Genomic DNA, 22699 nt, shown 5'->3' on the forward strand with positions numbered 1-22699 from the left:
GCCCTGTGACGGTATTGCTTTAAGTTATGTGTTTTTCGCCGTCTAATTATTGTAAAGAGGTATTAATTTTGGCACGCTGAACTTGGGTTAATATGCCTTCGGCTTTCGCACCTAAATAGACATAAATAGCCAATGCGATTAACAAACCCACCACCGCAAACATCATCAATACCGCAGGCATCACATATTCTGTTTGACCCAAAGCGGCTTTAAACATCGTAAGTAACGCCTCTATTGACACTGCAATAAGAATGGTTGAGATAAAACGGGTAATAGTGCGACGTGTTGAACTGTGACTAAAGATATCTTTGTGCATTAAAATCTCTTCTTCTAAAATCGTTTTTCCTAGGTCGAAAATAGCAAGGGCTAAGGTAACAAAGATAATAATAGTAAAGGGCTTTAGAGGATCTGAATGTGCCTGCTCGCTCGTAACCAAAGAAAACATGCCCTCGAATACTTTAAATAATAAATAAAATACCAAGCAAAATAAGCAAGCGACAATAAGCCCATACCCTACTTTAAAGTAAGCCGTCATATTCGCTCGTTTCGTATCCCCCATGATGAACTCGATAAGTTCGGTGAGGCACACATCAATAACGACGTAACACGGAGCGCCTTCTTTGAATTGAACAGACTTTATAACCGAAATACATAAATGCCTCGTGGCCGTTGATACATAGGGTGAGGTGAAATGTGCCTCTGTCGAGTTTGATATCGCTGTAAAGTAGGGTCGAGCGCTTAAATCTTGCCCTGCCCCTCTATTAGCTAAGTCTTTCTTATACTGGGGTTTAAAGCACACATTATTACCTAGCTGAATCCCCTGCTCATCTAAACAATACTGCAACTCTAAAAAGGGATACTGCTTAATGAGGGGTTGAACATCTTTTTTTTGAGCAAGCGCTGTATGCACACTTGCCAGAATTGAAAGCAATAAATTTTGAATCAGCCCTTGGTATTCTTCATATCGTTCTATTGCGCTTAAATAACTCATTCTTGCCATAATGGCATCCTCTGGTGAACACACACAAGATAACAAGCAAGGAGAGAACCAAGTTATATATATCTTACAAATCAATGAGGTAGAGTATTAACAGAGGGCGAACAGCACCAAAAAAGTGCAAAAACATACCGAAACGAAAAAAGCCGTGACTTTTAGGTCACGGCTTTTTAAATTTGGTGCGGATGGGGGGACTTGAACCCCCACGGCCGAAGCCACCACCCCCTCAAGATGGCGTGTCTACCAATTCCACCACATCCGCATACAATTCTGTATGATGTTAAGCTGTTTGATTTACTGAGGAGATAAATCGCTTAACAATAATTAGCAACGCTAATTAATTTGGTACGTCAGAGCTTTTCTCTTCTGTCACTGGCACATCAGTTTGTGCTGGAGTAACAGTTTCAACAGCTGGCGCAGCCTCTAGGTTTTCCCACTCGTCCGTCTTTTTAATTTGACCGGCAGTCAGGTTACCTAAAACAATACTTAACACGAAGAAAATCGTTGCAAGAATTGTTGTTGTTTTTGTCATGAAGTTGCCTGCACCTGATGAGCCAAACACTGTAGCAGACGCACCTGCTCCAAATGATGAACCCATATCAGCGCCTTTACCTTGCTGGATTAAAACCATACCAACAAGCGCTAAAGCAACAATTAAATAAACTACTAATAAAATTTCGTACATCTTATACGGTCCCTTTTGCACTTTCACAAATAGCAGTAAATGATTCTGCTTTTAGACTTGCGCCGCCTATTAGGCCGCCATCTATATCTGGTTGTGCAAATAATAATTCGCTATTTTTTTCATTCACGCTACCACCATATAAGATGGTTAGCTGTTCAGCTAAATCACTATCCGCAGAAGCAATTTTCTCACGGATAAATTTATGTACAGCTTGCGCTTGCTCAGGAGAAGCAGTCTTACCTGTGCCAATGGCCCAAACGGGCTCGTATGCTACCACAGAATTCTTCAGTGCTGCTACACCTAATTTGTTAATTACAGCATCAATTTGTGCTGCAACCACTAATTCGGTTTCATTCGCTTCACGTTGTTCTTCGCTTTCGCCAACACATAAGATAGGTGTTAAACCAACGTGTTGAGCGCGAGCAAATTTATCCGCAACTACCGCATCAGATTCACCATAAATACTGCGACGCTCTGAATGCCCTACTAAGGTATACGTTGCGCCTAAGTCTTTAATCAGCTGAGCATCTACTTCACCCGTAAACGCACCCGCTTGGTTTTCTGAGACCGTTTGCGAACCGACAACAACATTTTGTTGTTGCAGCGAACTTATCAACGGGAATGGTGGAAACACCACAATATCAAGTTCATCAGACTGAACATTTTTGATAGCGTTTGCTAATTGTTCAACAAGTTCTAACGAACCGTTCATTTTCCAATTGCCTGCTACCATTGGCTTACGTGTTGCCATATTTCCACTCCACATTAGAAAGCGTGCAAGATACTAACTCGACTTGCCCAAAGTTACAAGAGGTTATTGTTATCCCTCGGTTTGTTTGCTCACAGATTCGACAATTTCAGCAATTTTTTGTGCGCTGTCTAGTACTGTTTTCTCTTGATCAGCCTCTACCATTACGCGAACAACAGGTTCTGTCCCCGATTTGCGAAGTAGAACACGCCCTGTATCACCTAATTTTTCTTCGATTTGTGCCACAATATCGATAACAGCTTGTGCTTGCGTTGGATCCGTACCTTGAGGGTAACGAACATTGATCATTTTCATCGGGTATTTTGTAAAGCCAGCACCTAAGTCTTGCAGTGTTTTATTCTGTGCAACCATGGCAGCTAACACCTGCAAACTCGAAATAATACCGTCACCAGTACTAATTAAATCAAGATTCAATACATGGCCTGAGCTTTCGCCTCCGATTTTCCATCCTTTCTCTTGCAAAAGCTCCATGACATAACGATCGCCAACTTTACTGCGAGCAAAATCAATACCACGCGCTTTTAATGCATTTTCAAGCCCCATGTTCGACATAACAGTGCCAACAACACCCCCACCCAACATATCGTCGTTTGCGGCTTGGCATGCAATAATATAAACAATGTCATCACCATCGAAGACACGTCCGTTGTGGTCAACCATCATCACACGGTCACCATCACCGTCGTACGCAATACCAACATCGGCATCATGCTCAAGTACTTTGCGCTTGAGTGTTTCAACGTGAGTTGCACCGCATTCAAGGTTAATGTTGACACCATTTGGTTCACACGCATGACAAATGACTTCTGCACCAAGCTCACGCATAACAGACGGGGCTATATGATAAGTTGCGCCATTAGCACAATCTAATACGATTTTTAGACCCTCTAATGATAAACCTTGAGGGAATTGGCTTTTACAAAACTCAATATAACGGCCATCAGCCGTTTCTAAACGACGTGCTTTACCTAATTTATCTGAAGCTACGCAAGTCATTGGCTCTTCCATCATGGCTTCAATTTCAAGCTCAACTTCATCCGCTAGCTTCAAACCACGACTAGAGAAAAATTTAATCCCATTATCATGATAAGGGTTATGTGATGCACTAATAACGATGCCAGCTTCAGCACGGAAAGTTTGCGTTAAATAAGCAACCGCTGGGGTCGGCATAGGGCCAAGTAGGACAACATCAATGCCTGCAGCAATAAGACCTGCTTCCAGTGAAGTTTCTAACATATACCCAGAGATACGCGTGTCTTTACCAATAATAACCTTCTTGGTACCAATTTTTGATAATACGCGTCCAGCTGCCCAACCAAGTTTTAATGCAAACTCTGGAGTAATAGGGTATTCGCCCACCATGCCACGAACGCCATCCGTGCCAAAATATTTTCTTGTTTTACTCATTTATAATTCCTTTCTTACATGCTTGCCATACGGTCAACACATCTAAAGTTTCTGAAACATCATGCACACGAATGATTTTTGCCCCATTTTGGGCAGCAATTAAAGCACCTGCTAAACTGCCAGCTAAACGCTCATCCGTGCTTTTATTTAATAAATTACCAATCATGGATTTGCGTGATAAACCCGCAAGGACCGGTAAATTGAATTGATTAAACTCGTCAAACCTATCAAGAATTTCGTAGTTATGCGCGAGCGTTTTCCCAAAACCGAAACCGGGATCTAAAATAATACGTTGTTGCTGAATCCCCGCTTGCTCACATGCTGCGATACGCTCGGAAAAAAAGTCATTAATATCTGCAAATAAATCCTCATACTGTGGATTACTTTGCATCGTGCGAGGTTGTCCTTGCATATGCATCAAGCAAATTGCAACGTCAGGGTATGCAGATAATACTTCAATAGCACCGGGCTCTTGTAATGCCCTAACATCATTAATGATATCTGCACCCGCTAAAATAGCCTGACGCATGACCTCACTTTTGCTGGTATCAATTGAAATTATACAGTCGCTTGTTTTTCTGAGCGCTTTAACCAGAGGGATAACACGGTCAAGCTCATCTTCCAATGAAACGTCAGGGGCACCAGGGCGTGTCGATTCACCGCCAATATCAATGATTTTTGCGCCTTGTTCTAAGAGTGTATGAGCTTGTTTGACAGCGCTGTCTAGTTGGCAATAATTGCCGCCGTCTGAAAAAGAGTCAGGAGTGACATTTAAGATCCCCATCACAACAGGGCTATCGAGGTGTAAAGTGCGGCCTCGAGGTAAACTAACAGTGGTCATCTATCACCTATACTGCTTCCATGGCGAATGTTTAGGTGCTGCACCTAAACGATTTTTTATGTCGCTACAAAAAAGCCCCGGCAAGCGGGGCTTTTGCTAAACGTATTTTAACGATTATTCAGCTTTGTCATCAAGGTTTGTTTCATCCTTTTTTACTGAATCATCCGATTTTGACTCTTCAGCAACAGGTTCAGCCTTGGCAGCTGGTTTTTTATCATCTGGACGACGGTCATGCATATCACGCGGTTCACGCACTGGCTGACGAGCCATTAAATCGTCAATCTGACCCGCATCAATTGTTTCGTACTTCATTAATGCATCTTTCATCGCGTGTAAGATATCAATATTGTCTTTTAAGATTTGCTCAGCACGTTGGTAATTACGATCTGAGAACAAACGAATTTCGCTATCGATAACTTTTGCTGTTTCATCTGACATGCTCATGGCACGGCTTCCACCGCCACCCATGTACATCTCGTTTTGATCTTCAGCATACAGCAGTGGACCTAACTTTTCGCTTAAGCCCCATTGAGTAACCATTTTACGTGCGATGTCTGTCGCGCGCTCAATATCGTTACTTGCCCCTGTGGTTACTTTGTCTTCACCATAAATCAGAGCTTCTGCAATACGACCACCGTAAAGACTAGAAATCATTGACTCTAGTAACTCTTTAGAGTGACTCACACGGTCTTGTTCAGGCAAGTACATCGTAACACCTAGTGCACGACCACGTGGAATAATAGACACCTTATAAACAGGGTCGTGTTCTGGCACCATACGGCCCACAATCGCGTGACCTGCTTCATGATAAGCGGTCATCTCTTTTTCTTGTTCGCTCATCACCATGGTCTTACGCTCTGCGCCCATCATGATTTTATCTTTTGCTGCATCAAACTCAGCCATGCTAACAACACGCTTGTTGCCGCGCGCTGCATATAGCGCCGCTTCATTTACCAAGTTTGCAAGGTCAGCACCTGAGAAACCAGGTGTACCCCGTGCAATCACAGCGGCCTCAACGTTATCGCCTAATGGCACTTTACGCATGTGCACTTTCAAGATTTGCTCACGACCACGAATATCAGGTAAACCAACTACAACTTGGCGGTCAAAACGACCCGGACGTAATAACGCGGGGTCAAGTACATCTGGGCGGTTTGTCGCTGCAATAACGATAATACCTTCATTACCTTCAAAGCCGTCCATTTCTACTAGCATTTGGTTTAGAGTTTGCTCACGTTCATCGTGACCGCCCCCCATGCCTGCACCACGTTTACGACCTACCGCATCAATTTCGTCGATAAAGATGATACACGGGGCTGCTTTTTTCGCTTGTTCGAACATGTCACGGACACGTGATGCACCCACACCAACAAACATTTCTACGAAATCAGAACCTGAAATTGTAAAAAATGGTACTTTTGCTTCACCAGCAACCGCTTTCGCTAAAAGAGTTTTACCCGTACCCGGAGGACCTACCATAAGTACGCCTTTAGGGATACTACCACCCAGCTTTTGGAATTTTGATGGATCACGTAAGAAGTCCACTAACTCTGTGACATCTTCTTTCGCTTCATCACACCCGGCAACATCAGCAAACGTTGTTTTAACTTGATCTTCGCTCATTAGGCGGGCTTTGCTCTTACCGAAAGACATCGCCCCTTTGCCGCCACCGCCTTGCATTTGACGCATGAAGAAAATCCACACACCAATAAGCAGTAACATTGGGAACCAAGAGATTAAAATGCTGGCGAGGAAAGACTGCTCTTCAGGCTTAACACCTTTAACATTAACGTTATTTTTTAAAAGTTCGTTTAAAATATCATCATCACGCATTGGCATGATAGTTTCGAAACGTTCACCATTAGTTCTCGTTCCAATAATCGTTCCCGCTCTTGGGTCAATAGAGACCTCTTGAATAGCGCCGCTACGTGCGTCACTAACAAATTGAGTGTAACTTGTTTGGCGATCTGCTTGATCACCACCATTAAAGCTCTGAAACACTGACATTAGCACAACTGCAATGACCAGCCAGAGTATTAGATTTTTCGCCATATCGCTCAAGGGGTTAACCTCTTGTATCCAATTAATTTAAATTCAACTTAACGCAGCACAACTGTACTACAGTTTGTAGCCTGTCGCCACTATATAAACTTCCCGAGAACGGGCACGCGAAGCATCGGGCTTTCTAATTTTTACCGCCTTAAAGCTATTACGTACGTCCTGTAAGTATTGATCAAATCCTTCTCCTTGGAATACTTTGACACAAAAAGCGCCATTTTTCTTCAAAACTTGATGACACATGTCGAGCGCAAGTTCGACAAGATACATACTACCAGCTTGATCAACTGATGTATTGCCACTCATATTCGGTGCCATATCAGAAAAAACGACATCAACATTTTTACCGTCAATACGTGTTAATAGTGCATCAAGCACAGCTTCTTCACGGAAGTCACCTTGCAAAAAATCAACACCGGCTAAAGAATCCATCGGTAAGATATCACAGGCAATAACCTGCCCTTTATCACCTACTTTTTCAGCTAAATACTGAGACCAGCTGCCGGGTGCGGCCCCTAAGTCAACCACTGTCATAGCCGGTTTAATTAATTTATCTTTATTTTGAATTTCGTCTAATTTGAATACCGCACGAGAACGCCAACCTTTCTTTTGCGCTTCGTGAACATAAGGATCGTCGAAATGTTCCTTCAACCAACGCTTAGAACTGGCTGAATGTTTTTTGTTTGCCATAAAATTAATACGTAACTAATTAGTAATATTCTCTAGATGGCGTTAGAATACCCTTAATTCAAGCCATATTCAGCAAAATTTGTAACATCATGAAATTATCGAACAAACAAAAGCAGTTTTTAAAAGGTCAAGCACACAGTTTAAAACCGGTTGTATTACTTGGTGCAAATGGTTTAACAGAAGGCGTTTTAGTTGAAATCGAAAGCGCACTTAATATTCACGAGCTTATCAAAGTAAAAGTACCTACCGACGAGCGTGAGACTAAAGCATTGATTTTTGATGCAATTGTTCGCGAGACCGGCGCAGAAAAATTACAAACAATTGGTCATACAATTGTGCTTTATCGCCAAAGCGAAGAGAAAAAAATTCAGCTTCCTCGCGGCTAATTTTGCAACAAAGTCATGCAATAAACTAAAAGCCAGCGCAGAGCTGGCTTTTTTGTAACTAAATTTTATTACTTAAGCGTTTTATCTTCTCTAACGAACTTAAGCGTCCGATTTATAAATTCGGTTGTTAATTCGTTGATCAATCCTGTCTCGGCATTGAGTACTAAGCTAAAACCAATATTTAAATAAGGAAACACCACTAAATCACTTCGGTAACCTTGCACCCAGCCACTATGATAATAAAGTACTTCATCATCATAGTTGTATACCCGCCATCCAAGCCCGTAATATGCATCTTTAACATGACTGCGCCACACTCTTCGACGCGTCTCTTTTTTGGTATGTGTATACGGTCGGGTTTGTTTGATTAGTGCATCTAAAGGCAATACTTCGGGGTATTGACCTAGCTGCGCGTTAAGCCAAATAGCCATATCGTTTGCGCTGGCATTAACCCCTGCGGCAGCTGCAACCTTGTAGTAATTTTTCTTTAACCGAGATGTATACCACCGTTTTCGGCCACGAACATGAGGGTGAGCAAAATTATCGTCGCGGACCATGCCATCATAACCCACACTCGCATCGACCATTTTAAGGGGGGCAAAGATATATTCAGAAATCCAATGCGTGTAGTCCATTTGAGTCGACTTTAAAATCACCGAGTCAATTAAGCTAAACATCACATTTTGATAACCGTAACATTCACCCGGCTTACATATTGGTTGCACGCTCAGCAGTTGCTCGACGATATCAGGGTAACTCATTCGCGATTCAATCAGATTATCATACGCATTCGGCACTAAGCCGCTTGAATGACTTAAAATATGGTAAATTTTTAAATCATCTTTATAAACGGTATTGGAAAACTCAGGAATAAACTTACTCAGAGGATCATCGATATTAAACTCCCCCTGCGCAGCAAGTTTTGAGGTTAATGACCCTGCAAAAGTTTTTGATACGGATGCCAAACGAAAACGCGTGTGTTTATCAACCTTTCGGCCATTGTCTATTTTTGTGCGGCCTATCCCCCGCACAAAATCATCTTCTCCGACTTTAACAATTGAAAGCGCTCCACCTGGAATACCTTTACTTCTTAATTTTCGAGATAAGTACGTATTGTAATCGTCTAAAAATGTCTGCCATTGTGAACCGCTACCTGCAGCCTGACTGCTAAAAGAGAGCAGTAAAAGAAATGAAAATAGACAAATGATAATAGGTGCTGAGTACTTCATTATTTATTTTTTTAATCTGTTTCGGAAGTTTCTCATAACATAATATCATGAACTTTTGCTTCGACTAACGTACAATGCGCACAATCTTAACTTTTTTCATGGGTAGACTTATTTTTATGCGCTTACTTGTCGTTTTGCTTTTTACTTTAATTTCAGCCGGTTGTGCCCTAAGACCAGAACCAGCTCCGTTGTTAGTAATGCCAGAAAAGCCATTGCTACAAAGCCAACGTTATCAAATAAAGTATGAAACAGACCATGCAGCACCTAAAGTTAAGTCTGTGCAGTTACCGGCTCATACTGTCAGTAAAAATCAAACAGTGACGATTGTTGCCGACAAAACGAGCGTGACAGATACGCTTTATTCACAAATTTCTGAATCGTTAGTGGCAAAACAATTAAAGGTTGTTGATGAAGGTCAAGCGGATTACACGCTCTCAATCCATCAATTAGATTTAGAGTTGGTTGCTGACACTGAGTACACACTCGTAAAACCACAAAAACCATTTCCTTTATTCGATGATATCGCGGTTCAGTTCCCAACTAAGCAGTGTGCAACAATGCTTGGACAAGTGAGTATGCGTTTAACACATAAAAAAACCGGTGATGTAGTTTGGTTTGCAAAATCGTCTATCGATAGCGCAAGCTTTCACCGCGAGCCACTTATTTACAGCTTTGAACAGCAGCAAATGATTAAAAATGAACTCGAAGTTGCCAGTTTCATTCATGAGCAAAACACTGAGCAAGCTCGTCTTGAGCGCATTAACAAAAACATTGAGATACCTGCTTATCAAACTATTTCACGTATGACAGCTCTAACGAAAGAACAAGGCCCGTGTAATCGTACAGAGATAAGCGCGCTGACACCGATGATGCAATACTACCTCACCAGTATTTTAATCGACAAAATTAAAGTCCAGTGAGTCATCTATAAACGCTCACACTGTTAATGTGGCTGCTTTTCTTACCTACTACCCTCAAGGAAAGCAGCGTTTAATTTAAGCCACACTTTTTAACACACCTGATTACCCCCCTACATTTTTTTACAGATTTCGGGAACTCATTAACAATATACTATATCCTAGTACGAGCTTATTTTTATTAGTAACAAGGATGACAAACTTGCGAGCCTGCAGCGCCCTTTTATTTATCTACTTATGCATTTTTAGCACGTCGAGCCAAGCAAGTAATCGTTATTACGCCGACAATACACTCGAACCAAGCCAAGGTTTTGCCTGGGATTGGGGAATTGGTGCAGGGTATTATGCTGAAGATTCATACCTTGTTGGCATGGACTCCTATAATGATGGATTTGAGCCCGATATCCATCTTGCTGTCTCTTACGAGAAATTTTACCTCGATTACGACCAAAGCCAATTAAGTGGTGGCCTTTCTCTTGGCTACAGCATTATAGATAAATTTGAGTGGGGTCTTGATATTGTCGGGACGAATGTTCAATCAGGGTTTGACGAAACAGGTTTAACGTTTTACGGCGACGATGTTATCGCGGAACTTGAGGGAATAAAACGCCGTAATTATGATTTTGATGTTGGTCTTCGCCTGTCCCGCCGCTTTGAAAATTCACACATTTCTTTTGAATATTTACACGATGTATCTGGCACTCATAATGGCTGGGTAATGAATTCATTTTTTAGTCAGATCATTCCATGGCGAAACTGGGAATTTCGTTCAGGTGTTGGCCTAAGTGCCTACTCAAGTGACTTTACCAATTACTATTTTGGGATTTCGCAGCCCGAATCACGCGCTGACAGACCTCTGTATATCCCAGATACATCATACAGTCTCATTTTTGAGTTTCATGCGGAATACCCGCTTAATCAGCACTGGGTCTTTTTAACGGGTTGGTTATCAACTTGGTTTTCAAATGACATTCATCAAAGCCCTATTATATCGCAAGAGTATCAGCATAAAGCCAAGGTAGGCCTGCGCTATGTTTTTTAAATACTACTTTTTGTTCGCCTTACCCATTGCACCCGTCAATGCACAAGAACAGACAGCCGATAGCAATACTCTTGTTGCAATACCTGATACCTGTGTGGCACTGCGTGAAGGACGAAATTGTTACGCTGATGTTGAGGTTTCTTGGCGACAGCAGCAAATAGGAAACTACTGTTTACGTAATTCCGACAGCAAACATATTATTCAATGCTGGCTTATGCAGCACAAAGGGCTGTTTAGGTATGAGTTTGACTCTACAGAAACGGTCGGATTTGAGTTGATTAATAGTGATAATGGAAAAATTGTCGCCTCTACTGAAATACAGTTACAGTGGGTATATAAAAACCGTCAGAAAAAACGTCGTTGGCGACTGTTCTAATACCATTCTGCTTAATTAAGTGGTCTATTTTGAGGCAATAAAACCGCGTTGATAACAAGGCAAAAATTTAGTTATTTAGTTGTTCTAAATCAGAAATTTTTAACGCAGGTAGCGACTGGTTTGATCACTCAAAATGATTAAGTATTTTTGCGGATTGGTATAACTATTAGGAGTAGATAATGGAGCATTACGGAACAATTTTACTCGTTGAAGATGATATTTCTTTGGCGAATTGGGTAGCCGAATACTTAACAGAGCAAGGTTACAATACCACACTTTGCCAGCGTGGCGATCTCGTTGTTGAACAAGTTCGCACCTCACCGCCCGACCTCGTATTACTGGATATTATGCTACCAGGGCAAGATGGCATCAGCGTTTGTCGCGACTTAAGGCAGTTTTATCATGCCCCCATTATTATGCTGACCGCCCGAGATGATGAAATGGATGAGGTTATTGGTCTAGAAGTGGGTGCCAGTGATTACATGATGAAACCAGTGCGTCCTCGAGCATTACTCGCCCGTATTAAAGCGGCTCTTCGTTCTCAGTCTGACAAACAAGACTCAGCCACTGAATCGAGTATTATTACAGTAGGCAAGTTAGCGATTCATACCGATTCTCGCACGGTTTACTTTAATGATGAAGAAGTTCATATATCAAGTGCCGAATATTTATTACTGCACTACCTTGCGAGTAATGCAGGCCAAGTTGTTTCAAGAGACGCCGTTTTTAAAGCAACAAAAGGGCGAGAATACGACGGTTTGGACCGTAGCGTTGATGTGCTTATTTCATCATTGCGGAAAAAATTCAGTGATGACCCTCAACATCCCGAAAAAATAAAAACAATTTGGGGACGAGGTTATCTACTGGTCGCCACGGCTTGGCAATAGATTTAAACCTGTGAAAAAGTTTTATATTTCTCTTCTTGGCAGCGCACTTATCTCAATTATTGTATTGGGCTGGCTAATTGACGCCTTTAGTCAGCAAACTCATACGCCACAGGATGAGTTTTATAACCAAACACAAATGATTAAAGGCTTTGCTAAACAACTGGCTGCTATGGCCCCGACCGAGCGTGAACGGGCAATAAAACAGTTAAACAGCGACTTTAATGTGCAACTTGAATATAGACCCACCCAATCTCTCGCACTGCCTCATTCATTACTGCAGCAAATAACCCAACCTAACGGCTTAATTCTTGAAGATCAACAAGGTTACTATTTACTGTACAGTGAAGCCTCTCTTGGAGCACATCATCTAAAAATGCGCCTTGGTAAAGACCCTATACACGACCAAGGCAACGACGTGTTACTTACGCTTTTATTTTATGCTGGTTTGTGTGTTTTTATGGGCTTTATTATTACCCCTCTCGCAAAACGCTTAACAGTATTAAATGAAGCGGCAAAACGATTTGCTAAAGGAGACTTAAGCAGCCGTATTCATGTGTCTCATTTCACGTATATACGAGATGTTGAGCTGACATTTAACCGAATGGCGAGCCAAATTGAGAAGCTATTAGACGAAAATAAATTAATGGCGTCGAGCTTGTCTCATGATATCCGCACGCCTATTGCCTGTTTACGATTTGGTTTAGAAGCCGCACAAGACTGTCCAAATGAAGAAAAACGTCTTGAGTATTTAGCACGCATGGAACAAGACCTTGATCAAATGGAGTCTATGCTAAAAAGTTATCTCGCATTTGCAACGTTAGAACAAAAAGCGAACCAGTTAACTTTTAATGAATCAGATTTACACAGTTATTTACTGACTGTAATCCATCAAGTAGAGCCAAAGTTAGAGCAACGCGCTTTACGTTTAGAGCATGATATTAAGACAGGATATATTTGCGCTGATCTTCATTGGTTAGCTCGCGCAATTGTAAATTTATTAAGTAATGCATGCGATTTCGCACACTCAGACATCCTCATTACAGCGCACTGCTCACCAGAGCTCGTGGTGATAAACGTAGAAGATGACGGACCAGGGGTCAATGAGCAAAACTGGCATAAAGTATTTAGTCCCTTTTTCCAAGAACAAACTCACCGTAACCGTGATGGAGAAAGTTACGGGCTTGGCCTTGCAATCGCAGCCAAAGTCGCAGATTGGCACCACGGAACCATCAGTGTATCTAAGAGCAAAAAGCTCGGTGGCGCTTGCTTTACACTTTCAATTCAGAATAAAAGCCCCTAAAAATGTTTCAATTGTGTTAATTCTTTCGTATTGTTACGCCCAATAGATTGAAATCTACGCTGACACGACACACGGTAAGACATAGAGCAAAATTGCCCGTCATTAACCCTTTTTATTTAGCGTTAATTCAAGTAGATTGTCAGCGCCGTCACAAATAGAGAAGTAAAAATAATATGAGCGCATCACGCGGGGAGTTCAGCTCTCGCTTTGGATTTATTATGGCAGCTGCAGGCTCTGCGGTTGGCCTAGGAAACATTTGGGGTTTTCCCACTCAAACAGCAAGTAATGGCGGTGCCGCATTTTTAGTTGCTTATTTAATTTTAGCATTTTGTTTAGCCTATCCGGCGTTAATGGCAGAGCTTGTCATAGGACGTCATGGTCAAGCAAATGCGGTTAGCGCTTTGCGTAAGGTAACCAATCAAGCGTGGCAAAAGAAGTTTGCGTTTTTAGTTGGGTTTGGGGGCATTATCTGTGCAGGCTTAATCCTCAGTTTTTATGCCATTGTTGCCGGATGGATGTTAAGCGCAACACTTGAACCCATTGCTCAATTAACAGGGCAAGTGCAAGCCCAGACCTGGCTAAGTGAGCAGTCACTCTCAAGAAACATCATTTTTACCGCCGCGTTTATTATTTTAACGATTGCTATTATTTCAAAAGGTGTCGAAAACGGGATTGAAAAATGGTCAAAGCGCTTAATGCCTGCGTTACTGGGTATTCTGTTTATGTTGATCATTTACGTAATGACACAAGAAGGTGCTGTTGAAGGTCTTAAAGCTTATTTAGTGCCTGATTTTTCGTCTATTTTGAACCCTGAGTTGTTAGTCAACGCGCTAGGACAAGCCTTCTTTTCACTGTCTTTAGGCACCAGCGTAATGATCATTTACGGCTCGTATATAAGTAAAAAAGAAAACCTCGTTTCACTTGGCGCCTATGTCACGTTGATTGATGTATTTATTGCGTTTGTCGCGGGTTTATTAATTATTCCAGCCATGTATGTTGCGCAAGCGCAAGGTGTGCAAATTTTCTCAGCTGAGGGCACCCTGCTTTCTGAAGATACATTGGTATTCCAAGTGTTACCGGCCCTATTCACGAGCATGGGCTATGTGGGTATTTTTGTCGGCTTCGCCTTTTTTGCACTAATGAGTATTGCGGCATTAACATCGTCAATCTCGATGCTTGAGGCGCCGGTATCATACGCTGTTGAACGTTTTGCACTGAAACGTCTGCAAGCAACGTGGTTAATAGGCGGGTTAATTGCGCTCGTCAGTTTTACTATTGTGTTTAACCTTGGCTCATTATTTGGCTTTGTGATCACACTGACCACAAAAATAGCGCAACCACTGCTTGGCTTAATGTGCTGTATTTTTGTTGGCTGGATTTGGCATCGCAGTGCGTTACTAAAAGAGATTCAACAGGGCTGCCCAGAAGCCGGCAATAGCTTTTTTTGGAAAGTATGGCCTTGGTATATCAAGTTTGTATGCCCCATTGCCATCGCACTCGTGTTTGCAAACTCACTGTTAAGTTAACAAATTTTGCAGTAGCCCTGTGGCTACTGCAAACACATATCTTGGTGTGGTATTCCATCTTCAAGGTAATCTTCACCCACACACTTAAAACCTAACTGTTGGTAAAAATCGACTAAATAGCATTGCGCGCCAATTGTAATAGCTCGCTCAGGCCAATGTTGCTGGCAAGTATCAATGGCCGTTTGCACTAACTGTTTTGCCAGACCTTGACCGCGAAAATCAGCAGTCACTAACACCCGCCCAAATGCACTCAATTCAGTATTTTTTGGGTAACAACGAGCATAAGCCGCAAGCCTATTGTCCTTAAATAAACACAAGTGCAACGTTTCTTGATGGTTATCAATATCATCTATTTCAGGGTATGGACAGGTTTGCTCTACCACAAATACATCCACTCTGGCACGAAGTATACTCAATAACTCATCTTTGCTTAACGCACCATAAGTCTTAATTGAAAACATAACTCTCCCTTTAATAACAAAAAACCCAGCCAAAGCTGGGTTTCTAGGTTTTTAGCTTAGCGTATTATGCGAACAATCGCTCAAGCTGATCACACAATTGCGATAAATTCACATGATCATGTTCAATGGTTAAATCAACATATCCATCGCCTCTAAAGGCACGGTCAAGTTCAATCAACACATGTGTTTTATGGGCTTCAGGCACAAAAGACAATTCGATTTCTTGTAATCCAAATAAACTGCGGCTATTCGGTCTGTATTCTAGTTCTTGATAGCAACCTGAATGTGATTGAAAGGTAGGCGCTCGCAAGTACCCTTTTTCGACATCAGCCTTCACCAAATTAAAACCAAGCTTGTCCATTGCTTGCATTAAGGTGCTTACCGCATCATTCGGATACACATGGAGCGAATCACGGTCTGTTGGGTCAAGTGCCATATCAATATCTAAGCCTGTTTCAATCCAAACATGCGACTGATTATACCCTGCGTTGATCTCTGTCATTGGCGTTTCAGAATGTAAACGCGCCTCGAAAGGAATGTGCTTTTCTTCACCCGCGGCAATTGTACCAATCTCGTTAATACGCCACTTTTCTATAATGTGATTGGTGAAGTAATCTCCATCATCACTTTGTACCTTCACGCGCGTCATTAACGCTAAGTCTAAGCCCGCGATTTCCTGTTCAACATCCCCGCCTTTAATCACAATGACAGCGTTAAATTTTTGGCCGGGTTGTAAATGTTCTGTCTCTAGTACAGTGTCTACTTTTGCTGCACCAATACCAACTGATGCAAGGATTTTCTTAAACATCTTTTCTCCTTAAGCCAGGTTCTATAACAAATTGGCTTAAATTCCTTCGTTACTGCATCTTAACCACAATTAAAAGCTAATGTCAGCGAAAAAATGTTACTTTTGGCGCATTAATCAATAAATAACGCAAAAGTGTTTATTTTTTAAACTCTTTATATTCGTTAGTGTTTTCCAATATAGAATATTTCGCTACACTCATAACAAATGAAGTCAAAAGAAGAATTATGGAACTTATATACTTTGCTACCGCGTTTGTATGTGGCTTTGCTGTTTATCAGCTAAAGCTTCCTCCCCTTATTGGTTTTTTGTTGGCGGGCTTCGCCCTCAACTTATATGGCTACAAAACAACAGAACTACTCAATACTCTCGCAAGCTTAGGTGTAACACTTCTTCTGTTTAGCATCGGCCTAAAACTGAAAGTCTCTAACTTAATAAAACCCCAAGTGTGGGCACCAGCCTCAATTCACATTGTGCTTAGTAGCACGTTATTCAGTGCTTTTATGCTATTGCTGGGTGCGCTTGCACTGCCCCTTTTTGATCAGCTCACGTGGCAAAGTGCCTTACTCGTTGGCTTTGCATTTAGTTTCTCAAGTACTGTATTTGCAGTTAAAGTACTTGAAGAGCGCGGAGAAATGGCAAGCCTACACGGTAAAATCGCTATCGGTATCTTAGTGATGCAAGATATCTTCGCGGTTATTTTCTTAGCCATTAGTACGGGCAAAGCACCTAATATGTGGGCACTGGCACTATTAATAGGCTTACCTGTTTTACGCCCCCTTATGTTTTGGGTGCTCAACCGTTCAAAACACGGTGAACTATTGCCTTTATTTGGTTTTTTCTTTGCACTCGTACTTGGATATCAAGCATTTGAATTTGCAGGCCTTAAAGGTGATTTAGGCGCGCTTATCATCGGTATGATGTTTGCGTCGCACAAGAAAGCCGGTGAGTTATCAAAATCACTACTTAATTTGAAAGATATTCTTCTTGTAGGGTTTTTCTTAAATATTGGCTTAAATGCAGAACTAACGACTCATGCCGTGTTAGTTGCCATGGTGATTGTATTTGTATTACCTATCAAAGTGGCGCTTTATTATGTACTGACTAATCTCTTTAAACTACGCGCGCGTACCTCACTGTTAAGTGCTTTTAGCCTCTCTAACTACAGTGAGTTTGGGTTAATTGTGTGTGCTGTTGCAGCAAGTAGCAATATGATCACCAGTGAATGGCTCGCTGTAATGGCTATTGCCGTATCTGTTACCTTTATATTGGCGTCTCCTTTAAACAAACGTTCAAACGAAATTTATGTCAAACTAGAAAACTGGCTGCTCAAATTTGAAAGCGATACGCGACTTGCCGAAGAGTTACCAGTAAACCTAAATGACACAAAAATTGTTATTTTTGGCATGGGTCGTATTGGCACTGGTGCGTACGAAACGATTAGTCAAACACACCCTAATCTCGTTGCAGGTATTGATATTAAGCCCGATGTGGTAGAAAAACATATTAAGCGTGGCCGACGGGTACTCATAGCAGATGCGACTGACCCTGATTTTTGGCAACGCGTAAATCATTCTCATGTGGGCATGGTTATGCTCGCAATGCCAAAACATATGCAGAATATTTTTGCCCTTGAACAGTTACGTGCCTCGGGTTATCAAGGCCAAGTTACTGCTATTGCGAACTACCCAGATCAGCAAAAAGAACTAGAAGATATGGGCGTAGATTCAACCTATAACTTCTATTTAGAAGCCGGTAGTGGCTTTGCTGAACATGTAAAACAAAAACTTTTTTCTTGATGTAAAAAATAATTCTCAGCACCTAATTATGGTACTGAGAATTATTTTCATTATATTCATATACTTGCTTAGACATAGAAATTAACCCCATACCTGACGTACCCACCCTAGGTCATTCTTATTTACAAAGCTTTACATGCAAATTAGCAATCATTGTCAAAAAAGGAGTAAACTGGGCTTAGATACTACGCTAAGTATCTATTTTTAACACAAAAAAAGTTTATCAGTCTGCTTGCGTACTTCATGATTTATGCACTACTGTTAGACTGTTTAAGGTTGTTTAAATGAAAAATAAGTTTACCAGAGAATCTTTAGCAAACACGGATGATGCACATTCCGGGAAACTTGTAGATATTCAACAGCAGCTTGATGAGTTACAACAAAATGGCATGACAGCGATGGATATTAGAACTGTGCTATTCAACAAGATGCTCGATGTTTATCAAGTTCCGCGTGATCATTTTCTTCGTGACAGTGAAACACCTGAGCGAATTGACGACCCGACTATCGTAACGAGGCTCAAGCAGCTTGGGTTTTCGAAAAAGAGTCGCCAACAACTACATTAGCATTCAGTATTATTTTGCAGTAGTCATTCCGAGGGCCTACCTCCCTCACTAAATAGGCTGTTTCTTGCCCGTCACAGCCTATTTTCTCTTTCCTATTTGCCGTATCATTCATAATAAATATAAGTCCAATTGAGACAGTAATGGATACAGCCCAATTAAAGCTCGCGATAAATACAAAAATGCCGTTTGGAAAGTACGCTGGTCGCCCCCTCTTATTGCTACCTGAACCCTATCTTGTATGGTTTAAACAGCAAGGATTTCCAGACACACAACTTGGCGCGCAACTAGCAATGATGTACGAAGTAAAACTCAATGGTTTAGAGAAAATGCTGATGCCATTATTAGATGAAAAATAATTTCAATTTTCGTGAACTTTTACTTTTGAACGTAGTCTATTACTTTGCTACTTGTTTATTTTTGGTTTTAACCACAGAAAAAGCGCCTAAGGCGCTTTTTTTATGTCTGCTAATGAGTGACTACACGTTAGCTTAACGAAGAGAGTTATGCTGACGTAAAAAACCGTGTAATAACGAAGGTAATACTTTGTAATTGAGGTGCCTTGGCAATTGCTCCTGCACTATTCGGCCTCCTACAAGCATGCAGTCGCCAACCAGAAGTTTTTAACACAACTGACGTCAAGCGTTAGGTTTAGTCACTCAAAATGATGACCTATTAATGCACAGTGGTATAGTCGAGCTTATAGAGGCGAATAATAAATTTTGCCCCACCCAGCTCAGAATTACCCAGTTCTGATTGCCCTTGATGCCAGCTTACAATTTTTGCCACAATAGCAAGACCTAAACCAAATCCACCGGTTTTTTTATCTCGACTCTTATCTAAACGTGTAAATGGCTTAAATACACTCTGCCACTCACTTGGGGCAATACCGGGGCCATCATCTTCAACATTGAGCTGTATATAATCAGGAAATTCTTGCAAACTCACTTGAATTTTATGGGCTGCATACTTTTGAGCATTCCCCAGTAAATTTTGAATGCAGCGTGCCATAAAGTGCTCATCACATTCGTAGTAGAGCTCTGCCGGCGCATTCAATTGCACATCAATGTCAGTGGCAAACTCTAGTTTATTCACAACACTATTAATCAATGCCGTTAAATCACAAGGGCGACGCGTTAAACTTGGCTGATGGGAATCAAGGCGGGCATATTCAAGCATTTCTGACACTAAGGCTTCAAGCTCAGCAATGTCTGCTTGCATGTTATCGATGTAATCGAATGACTTTTCATTTTCTATTTGCTCTTCAAGCATAGCAACCGCAAATTTTAACCGTGCTAAAGGCGTTCTAAACTCATGAGAAACTGATGAAGTAAGCTCTTGTTGAGCTGCAAGCAAATATTGGATGCGTTCTTGCATCGCGCTTAAGGTATCGGTGATTGGTAAGAAAAATGATTTAGACGCATCATGAAGTTCAAAATCTTGTGCGCCACCGACCGCCTCACAAGCAAGTGTCAGCTTATTGAAGTCGCGCCACAGTAAGAAACTCCATAAGCCTACAGGCACACCAATCACGGTTAATAATAGAAAGTAAGGCCAAACCGAGCTAAAACTTGGATTGGACACTGAAAAAGGACCCACATGCAACAACTGCTTATCATTCAGTGCTATGTACCAAATGACTTCTTGTTGGTGATTAAAAAGATAAAGGTGTTTATCAGCGTTTAACTTGGCGTTTAATTCTTCAGGTAGAGCGACATCATTACGGTTAATGCGTTCGCTATTAAACGCTTGCTGTAATTTTTCTAGTCCCTCTTCTGTTTGACTTAAGAGCCAGAGAGATTTCCCAAACTCTTGGTCGAGGGCGATGTGTTGTTGAGTATCTTCATAGGGCCAAAGTTGCTCAATGACCCCACTAACCAGAAACAAAGAAACTATTATATAAAGGTATAAGCTTGCAAACAGTTTCCCCATTAATACTTACATTTCCCATGCATCAGATACGAACAAATAACCTTGTCCCCACACCGTTTTAATACGATAAGGCTTATCACTGTTATCACCCAGCTTTTTACGGATCCGTGATACACGTACGTCAACTGTACGGTCTAAACCATCGTATTGACGACCAATCATATGTTGATGAACATGCTCACGACTTAGCACCTCACCTGCATTTGACGCTAATAACCAAAGCAATTCAAATTCATGAGACGTAAGTGTAATTTCATTACCTTTGAGTGTAACAATGCGACTGGTTTTATCAATGCTTAAATCGCCAAAGGTAATTTCTTCAGGGATTTTGTTTGTTGCTTGGCCACGGCGAAGTAATGCATTAATTCGTGCAAGTAAAACACGCGGCTCAGCCGGCTTAATAACGTAGTCATCAGCACCAAGCTCAAGACCAATAACTTGGTCAAAGTCTTCACCTTTTGCTGTCAGCATTAAAATCGGTAGGCTATATTTATCGCGTACCTGACGGCATACACTAAAGCCATCTTTACCGGGTAACATAACGTCTAGAATCATTAAATCTACCGGGTTGTTTTCAAGGTAATCAAACACTTCATCGCCGCGTTCAAGGACCGCAACATCCAACCCGTTATGCTGAAGATAGTCCCGTGTTAACTGTTGTAAACCGAGATCATCTTCAACAAGTAAAATCTTTGCCATTGGTTGCTCCTGAATTAAAATAAGCTCCACGGTGAGCGTAATCTGCGTCTCGTTGTTTTTGCTTCAGTGCTTTGCACTTCAACTTTAGCTGTTGCAATTTTACTCCCCGTGTGCGGATTGATTAAGGAGTATATTGTTTCAACCTGAACACGCGCTTTATGATGTAACTGCGCTTTTCGAGTGTTCTTCCAGCATTGAATTTGCTGATTATTTTGGTACAAACACACATCTTCAGGCTGCGCCACTTGCCAACTTATTTTTAACTGAAGATCGCAAAAATCATGCTGCTGTAATACAACACACACTTTGGGTGAGATAGCTAAGTGAGTCGCTTGTGCGTGACTCGGGAACCCCCAAATAACAGCAACAAACACACACAGACTTAAAACAAAATACTTCATATTAAAAAATATGATTGAATCCTATAAAAGCAGTCATTGAATACGTGTGTTCAAAAAGCGGACTGTCATCCACGGCTGAGTAGTCGTAATATGCTAAATGAAAACGAAGAGAGTTGGTCTCACTCAGAGGCCAACGGGCGTCGATTTTAGCATAAGGTTGCCAGCTACTGCCAACACCAATTACCCCATTTGAAGACTCTTCGGCAGATAAACCATAAAAATAATCATTTAGTTTGGCTGATTTGTACCAAATGCCTACGCTCGGCATGATTTCAAGGTCATCGACTTGATAATGTGCTTGCCATTGTAATGCACTTCGCATTCCTTGGTAGACCCCAGATACATCAGCTAAAGCTTGAAAAGAGAAAATATGGTTATCACGTACGTAGTGGTAGCTCACGCCCGCATCAAGTGCCCAACGACGTTTACGTACATCGTCAATTGTCACCCTTTTCTTAACGAGTTCGTCACTGGTCGTTGATTCAACCATGAAGCTATTTGATGTTTGCAGTGCAAACACATTACTTGGATGAAAATCAATAAAAAAGCGAGTTTCAGGATTAAACTCGGTCACAAAATTAACAACGTGTGAAGCACTTTCATGAAAAGAATAACCGAGGCGACCATTATCAAAAAACCACTTTTCGCTGTAATAGGCTATTTCAGGTAGCACTACTAAGGGTAAATTTTTACCACCATGTAGCGGGTTCGTCATGACACCAATACCCGCATTAACACTTACGTGCCAGCGATTAATATCGATTTCTTGACTAGCCACACGGCTTTCACGTTCAGTGCGTGTTGATTCATCGGCATAGACTTTACTTGAAAGCAAAAGCAGCACAGAAAAAACGATTACGCACATCCTGATCGTCTGAGACTTCATTATTATTGTTACGACCAAAGAGAATTATGCAATGACTCCATAC

The 22699-nt window shown here is 41.5% G+C and carries 24 protein-coding genes and 1 tRNA gene; 10 read left to right on the plus strand and 15 right to left on the minus strand.

Annotated features, from left to right (window positions below; translation table 11 throughout):
- Positions 1-46 precede the first annotated feature (46 nt).
- From BM378_RS17785 to rlmE, 8 genes are all read right to left on the minus strand, one after another.
- Positions 47-1000, minus strand: a complete 954-nt coding sequence (locus BM378_RS17785; protein WP_074989698.1) for a general glycosylation pathway protein — start codon at positions 998-1000, stop codon at positions 47-49.
- Between the two features lie 174 nt (positions 1001-1174).
- Positions 1175-1259, minus strand: a tRNA-Leu gene (locus tag BM378_RS17790).
- Positions 1260-1334: 75 nt separating this feature from the next.
- The gene (gene secG, locus BM378_RS17795; protein ID WP_036967228.1) at positions 1335-1682 is read right to left on the minus strand and encodes a preprotein translocase subunit SecG; all 348 of its coding nucleotides are present in this window, start codon (positions 1680-1682) and stop codon (positions 1335-1337) included.
- Between the two features lies 1 nt (position 1683).
- Positions 1684-2433, minus strand: a complete 750-nt coding sequence (tpiA, locus tag BM378_RS17800) for a triose-phosphate isomerase (RefSeq protein WP_036967226.1) — start codon at positions 2431-2433, stop codon at positions 1684-1686.
- Between the two features lie 69 nt (positions 2434-2502).
- On the minus strand, positions 2503-3858 hold the full coding sequence (gene glmM / locus BM378_RS17805; RefSeq protein WP_036967223.1) for a phosphoglucosamine mutase: 1356 nt from the start codon (positions 3856-3858) through the stop codon (positions 2503-2505).
- Positions 3851-4699, minus strand: coding sequence for a dihydropteroate synthase (folP, locus tag BM378_RS17810; RefSeq protein ID WP_074989699.1), 849 nt, complete (start codon positions 4697-4699; stop codon positions 3851-3853). Before folP ends, glmM begins: the two co-directional genes overlap by 8 nt.
- A gap of 114 nt (positions 4700-4813) precedes the next feature.
- Entirely contained in the window at positions 4814-6751 is a 1938-nt protein-coding gene (ftsH, locus tag BM378_RS17815; RefSeq protein WP_036967220.1) for an ATP-dependent zinc metalloprotease FtsH, read from the minus strand.
- Between the two features lie 66 nt (positions 6752-6817).
- A complete protein-coding gene (rlmE, locus tag BM378_RS17820; protein WP_036967218.1) occupies positions 6818-7447 on the minus strand; it encodes a 23S rRNA (uridine(2552)-2'-O)-methyltransferase RlmE in 630 nt (209 codons plus the stop codon).
- 89 nt (positions 7448-7536) lie between these two features.
- Between rlmE and yhbY the strand changes: the two genes are divergently transcribed.
- Positions 7537-7833: a ribosome assembly RNA-binding protein YhbY gene (gene yhbY / locus BM378_RS17825; RefSeq protein WP_036967216.1), complete on the plus strand. Its 297-nt coding sequence runs from the start codon at positions 7537-7539 to the stop codon at positions 7831-7833.
- A 68-nt stretch (positions 7834-7901) separates the two neighbouring features.
- On the opposite strand, the gene BM378_RS17830 is transcribed toward yhbY, so the two are convergent.
- The gene (locus BM378_RS17830; RefSeq protein WP_036967213.1) at positions 7902-9062 is read right to left on the minus strand and encodes a serine hydrolase domain-containing protein; all 1161 of its coding nucleotides are present in this window, start codon (positions 9060-9062) and stop codon (positions 7902-7904) included.
- A gap of 116 nt (positions 9063-9178) precedes the next feature.
- Between BM378_RS17830 and BM378_RS17835 the strand changes: the two genes are divergently transcribed.
- From BM378_RS17835 to BM378_RS17860, 6 genes are all read left to right on the plus strand, one after another.
- The gene (locus BM378_RS17835; RefSeq protein WP_074989710.1) at positions 9179-9982 is read left to right on the plus strand and encodes a hypothetical protein; all 804 of its coding nucleotides are present in this window, start codon (positions 9179-9181) and stop codon (positions 9980-9982) included.
- Positions 9983-10172: 190 nt separating this feature from the next.
- Positions 10173-11021, plus strand: a complete 849-nt coding sequence (locus BM378_RS17840; RefSeq protein WP_036967207.1) for a MipA/OmpV family protein — start codon at positions 10173-10175, stop codon at positions 11019-11021.
- Positions 11011-11397 carry a DUF3019 domain-containing protein gene (locus tag BM378_RS17845; protein WP_036967206.1) on the plus strand — a complete coding sequence of 129 codons (387 nt, stop codon included), beginning with the start codon at positions 11011-11013 and terminating at the stop codon, positions 11395-11397. Before BM378_RS17840 ends, BM378_RS17845 begins: the two co-directional genes overlap by 11 nt.
- Before the next feature lie 179 nt (positions 11398-11576).
- Complete coding sequence (locus BM378_RS17850) at positions 11577-12284, plus strand: response regulator (RefSeq protein ID WP_036967204.1); 708 nt, start codon at positions 11577-11579, stop codon at positions 12282-12284.
- 10 nt (positions 12285-12294) lie between these two features.
- Complete coding sequence (locus BM378_RS17855) at positions 12295-13584, plus strand: sensor histidine kinase (RefSeq protein ID WP_074989700.1); 1290 nt, start codon at positions 12295-12297, stop codon at positions 13582-13584.
- Positions 13585-13757: 173 nt separating this feature from the next.
- Complete coding sequence (locus BM378_RS17860) at positions 13758-15110, plus strand: sodium-dependent transporter (RefSeq protein WP_074989701.1); 1353 nt, start codon at positions 13758-13760, stop codon at positions 15108-15110.
- Positions 15111-15133: 23 nt separating this feature from the next.
- Here the strand turns inward: BM378_RS17860 and BM378_RS17865 are convergent, their stop codons facing one another.
- Positions 15134-15571, minus strand: a complete 438-nt coding sequence (locus BM378_RS17865) for a GNAT family N-acetyltransferase (protein WP_074989702.1) — start codon at positions 15569-15571, stop codon at positions 15134-15136.
- A gap of 64 nt (positions 15572-15635) precedes the next feature.
- Positions 15636-16379 carry a sporulation protein gene (locus BM378_RS17870; protein ID WP_036967192.1) on the minus strand — a complete coding sequence of 248 codons (744 nt, stop codon included), beginning with the start codon at positions 16377-16379 and terminating at the stop codon, positions 15636-15638.
- Between the two features lie 224 nt (positions 16380-16603).
- Here BM378_RS17870 and BM378_RS17875 point away from each other — a divergent pair, with 224 nt between their 5' ends.
- From BM378_RS17875 to BM378_RS17885, 3 genes are all read left to right on the plus strand, one after another.
- A complete protein-coding gene (locus BM378_RS17875) occupies positions 16604-18175 on the plus strand; it encodes a cation:proton antiporter domain-containing protein (protein ID WP_036967189.1) in 1572 nt (523 codons plus the stop codon).
- Positions 18176-18459: 284 nt separating this feature from the next.
- Positions 18460-18741 carry a hypothetical protein gene (locus BM378_RS17880; protein WP_036967185.1) on the plus strand — a complete coding sequence of 94 codons (282 nt, stop codon included), beginning with the start codon at positions 18460-18462 and terminating at the stop codon, positions 18739-18741.
- Between the two features lie 140 nt (positions 18742-18881).
- Positions 18882-19097 (plus strand): DUF3820 family protein, encoded by a 216-nt coding sequence (locus BM378_RS17885; RefSeq protein ID WP_065978107.1) that lies wholly within the window; start codon positions 18882-18884, stop codon positions 19095-19097.
- A 316-nt stretch (positions 19098-19413) separates the two neighbouring features.
- On the opposite strand, the gene BM378_RS17890 is transcribed toward BM378_RS17885, so the two are convergent.
- From BM378_RS17890 to BM378_RS17905, 4 genes are read right to left on the minus strand one after another with little or no spacing between them, the layout of a single operon-like run.
- Positions 19414-20670 (minus strand): ATP-binding protein, encoded by a 1257-nt coding sequence (locus BM378_RS17890; RefSeq protein WP_074989703.1) that lies wholly within the window; start codon positions 20668-20670, stop codon positions 19414-19416.
- Between the two features lie 6 nt (positions 20671-20676).
- Positions 20677-21369, minus strand: a complete 693-nt coding sequence (locus tag BM378_RS17895) for a response regulator (RefSeq protein ID WP_074989704.1) — start codon at positions 21367-21369, stop codon at positions 20677-20679.
- Positions 21370-21383: 14 nt separating this feature from the next.
- Positions 21384-21770 (minus strand): DUF3019 domain-containing protein, encoded by a 387-nt coding sequence (locus tag BM378_RS17900; RefSeq protein WP_036967167.1) that lies wholly within the window; start codon positions 21768-21770, stop codon positions 21384-21386.
- A 1-nt stretch (position 21771) separates the two neighbouring features.
- On the minus strand, positions 21772-22635 hold the full coding sequence (locus tag BM378_RS17905; protein ID WP_065978109.1) for a MipA/OmpV family protein: 864 nt from the start codon (positions 22633-22635) through the stop codon (positions 21772-21774).
- Positions 22636-22699: the final 64 nt, after the last annotated feature.

Origin of the sequence: Pseudoalteromonas lipolytica, from assembly GCF_900116435.1 — a bacterium.
GTDB classification, from domain to species: domain Bacteria; phylum Pseudomonadota; class Gammaproteobacteria; order Enterobacterales; family Alteromonadaceae; genus Pseudoalteromonas; species Pseudoalteromonas lipolytica.

What these genes read in the sequence shown, in the direction of transcription:
- BM378_RS17785 (WP_074989698.1), bottom strand. Translation starts at nt 1,000, where the DNA reads ATGGCAAGAATGAGTTATTTAAGCGCAATAGAACGATATGAAGAATAC.
- secG (WP_036967228.1), bottom strand. Translation starts at nt 1,682, where the DNA reads ATGTACGAAATTTTATTAGTAGTTTATTTAATTGTTGCTTTAGCGCTT.
- tpiA (WP_036967226.1), bottom strand. Translation starts at nt 2,433, where the DNA reads ATGGCAACACGTAAGCCAATGGTAGCAGGCAATTGGAAAATGAACGGT.
- glmM (WP_036967223.1), bottom strand. Translation starts at nt 3,858, where the DNA reads ATGAGTAAAACAAGAAAATATTTTGGCACGGATGGCGTTCGTGGCATG.
- folP (WP_074989699.1), bottom strand. Translation starts at nt 4,699, where the DNA reads ATGACCACTGTTAGTTTACCTCGAGGCCGCACTTTACACCTCGATAGC.
- ftsH (WP_036967220.1), bottom strand. Translation starts at nt 6,751, where the DNA reads ATGGCGAAAAATCTAATACTCTGGCTGGTCATTGCAGTTGTGCTAATG.
- rlmE (WP_036967218.1), bottom strand. Translation starts at nt 7,447, where the DNA reads ATGGCAAACAAAAAACATTCAGCCAGTTCTAAGCGTTGGTTGAAGGAA.
- yhbY (WP_036967216.1), top strand. Translation starts at nt 7,537, where the DNA reads ATGAAATTATCGAACAAACAAAAGCAGTTTTTAAAAGGTCAAGCACAC.
- BM378_RS17830 (WP_036967213.1), bottom strand. Translation starts at nt 9,062, where the DNA reads ATGAAGTACTCAGCACCTATTATCATTTGTCTATTTTCATTTCTTTTA.
- BM378_RS17835 (WP_074989710.1), top strand. Translation starts at nt 9,179, where the DNA reads ATGCGCTTACTTGTCGTTTTGCTTTTTACTTTAATTTCAGCCGGTTGT.
- BM378_RS17840 (WP_036967207.1), top strand. Translation starts at nt 10,173, where the DNA reads ATGACAAACTTGCGAGCCTGCAGCGCCCTTTTATTTATCTACTTATGC.
- BM378_RS17845 (WP_036967206.1), top strand. Translation starts at nt 11,011, where the DNA reads ATGTTTTTTAAATACTACTTTTTGTTCGCCTTACCCATTGCACCCGTC.
- BM378_RS17850 (WP_036967204.1), top strand. Translation starts at nt 11,577, where the DNA reads ATGGAGCATTACGGAACAATTTTACTCGTTGAAGATGATATTTCTTTG.
- BM378_RS17860 (WP_074989701.1), top strand. Translation starts at nt 13,758, where the DNA reads ATGAGCGCATCACGCGGGGAGTTCAGCTCTCGCTTTGGATTTATTATG.
- BM378_RS17865 (WP_074989702.1), bottom strand. Translation starts at nt 15,571, where the DNA reads ATGTTTTCAATTAAGACTTATGGTGCGTTAAGCAAAGATGAGTTATTG.
- BM378_RS17870 (WP_036967192.1), bottom strand. Translation starts at nt 16,379, where the DNA reads ATGTTTAAGAAAATCCTTGCATCAGTTGGTATTGGTGCAGCAAAAGTA.
- BM378_RS17875 (WP_036967189.1), top strand. Translation starts at nt 16,604, where the DNA reads ATGGAACTTATATACTTTGCTACCGCGTTTGTATGTGGCTTTGCTGTT.
- BM378_RS17880 (WP_036967185.1), top strand. Translation starts at nt 18,460, where the DNA reads ATGAAAAATAAGTTTACCAGAGAATCTTTAGCAAACACGGATGATGCA.
- BM378_RS17885 (WP_065978107.1), top strand. Translation starts at nt 18,882, where the DNA reads ATGGATACAGCCCAATTAAAGCTCGCGATAAATACAAAAATGCCGTTT.
- BM378_RS17890 (WP_074989703.1), bottom strand. Translation starts at nt 20,670, where the DNA reads ATGGGGAAACTGTTTGCAAGCTTATACCTTTATATAATAGTTTCTTTG.
- BM378_RS17895 (WP_074989704.1), bottom strand. Translation starts at nt 21,369, where the DNA reads ATGGCAAAGATTTTACTTGTTGAAGATGATCTCGGTTTACAACAGTTA.
- BM378_RS17900 (WP_036967167.1), bottom strand. Translation starts at nt 21,770, where the DNA reads ATGAAGTATTTTGTTTTAAGTCTGTGTGTGTTTGTTGCTGTTATTTGG.
- BM378_RS17905 (WP_065978109.1), bottom strand. Translation starts at nt 22,635, where the DNA reads ATGTGCGTAATCGTTTTTTCTGTGCTGCTTTTGCTTTCAAGTAAAGTC.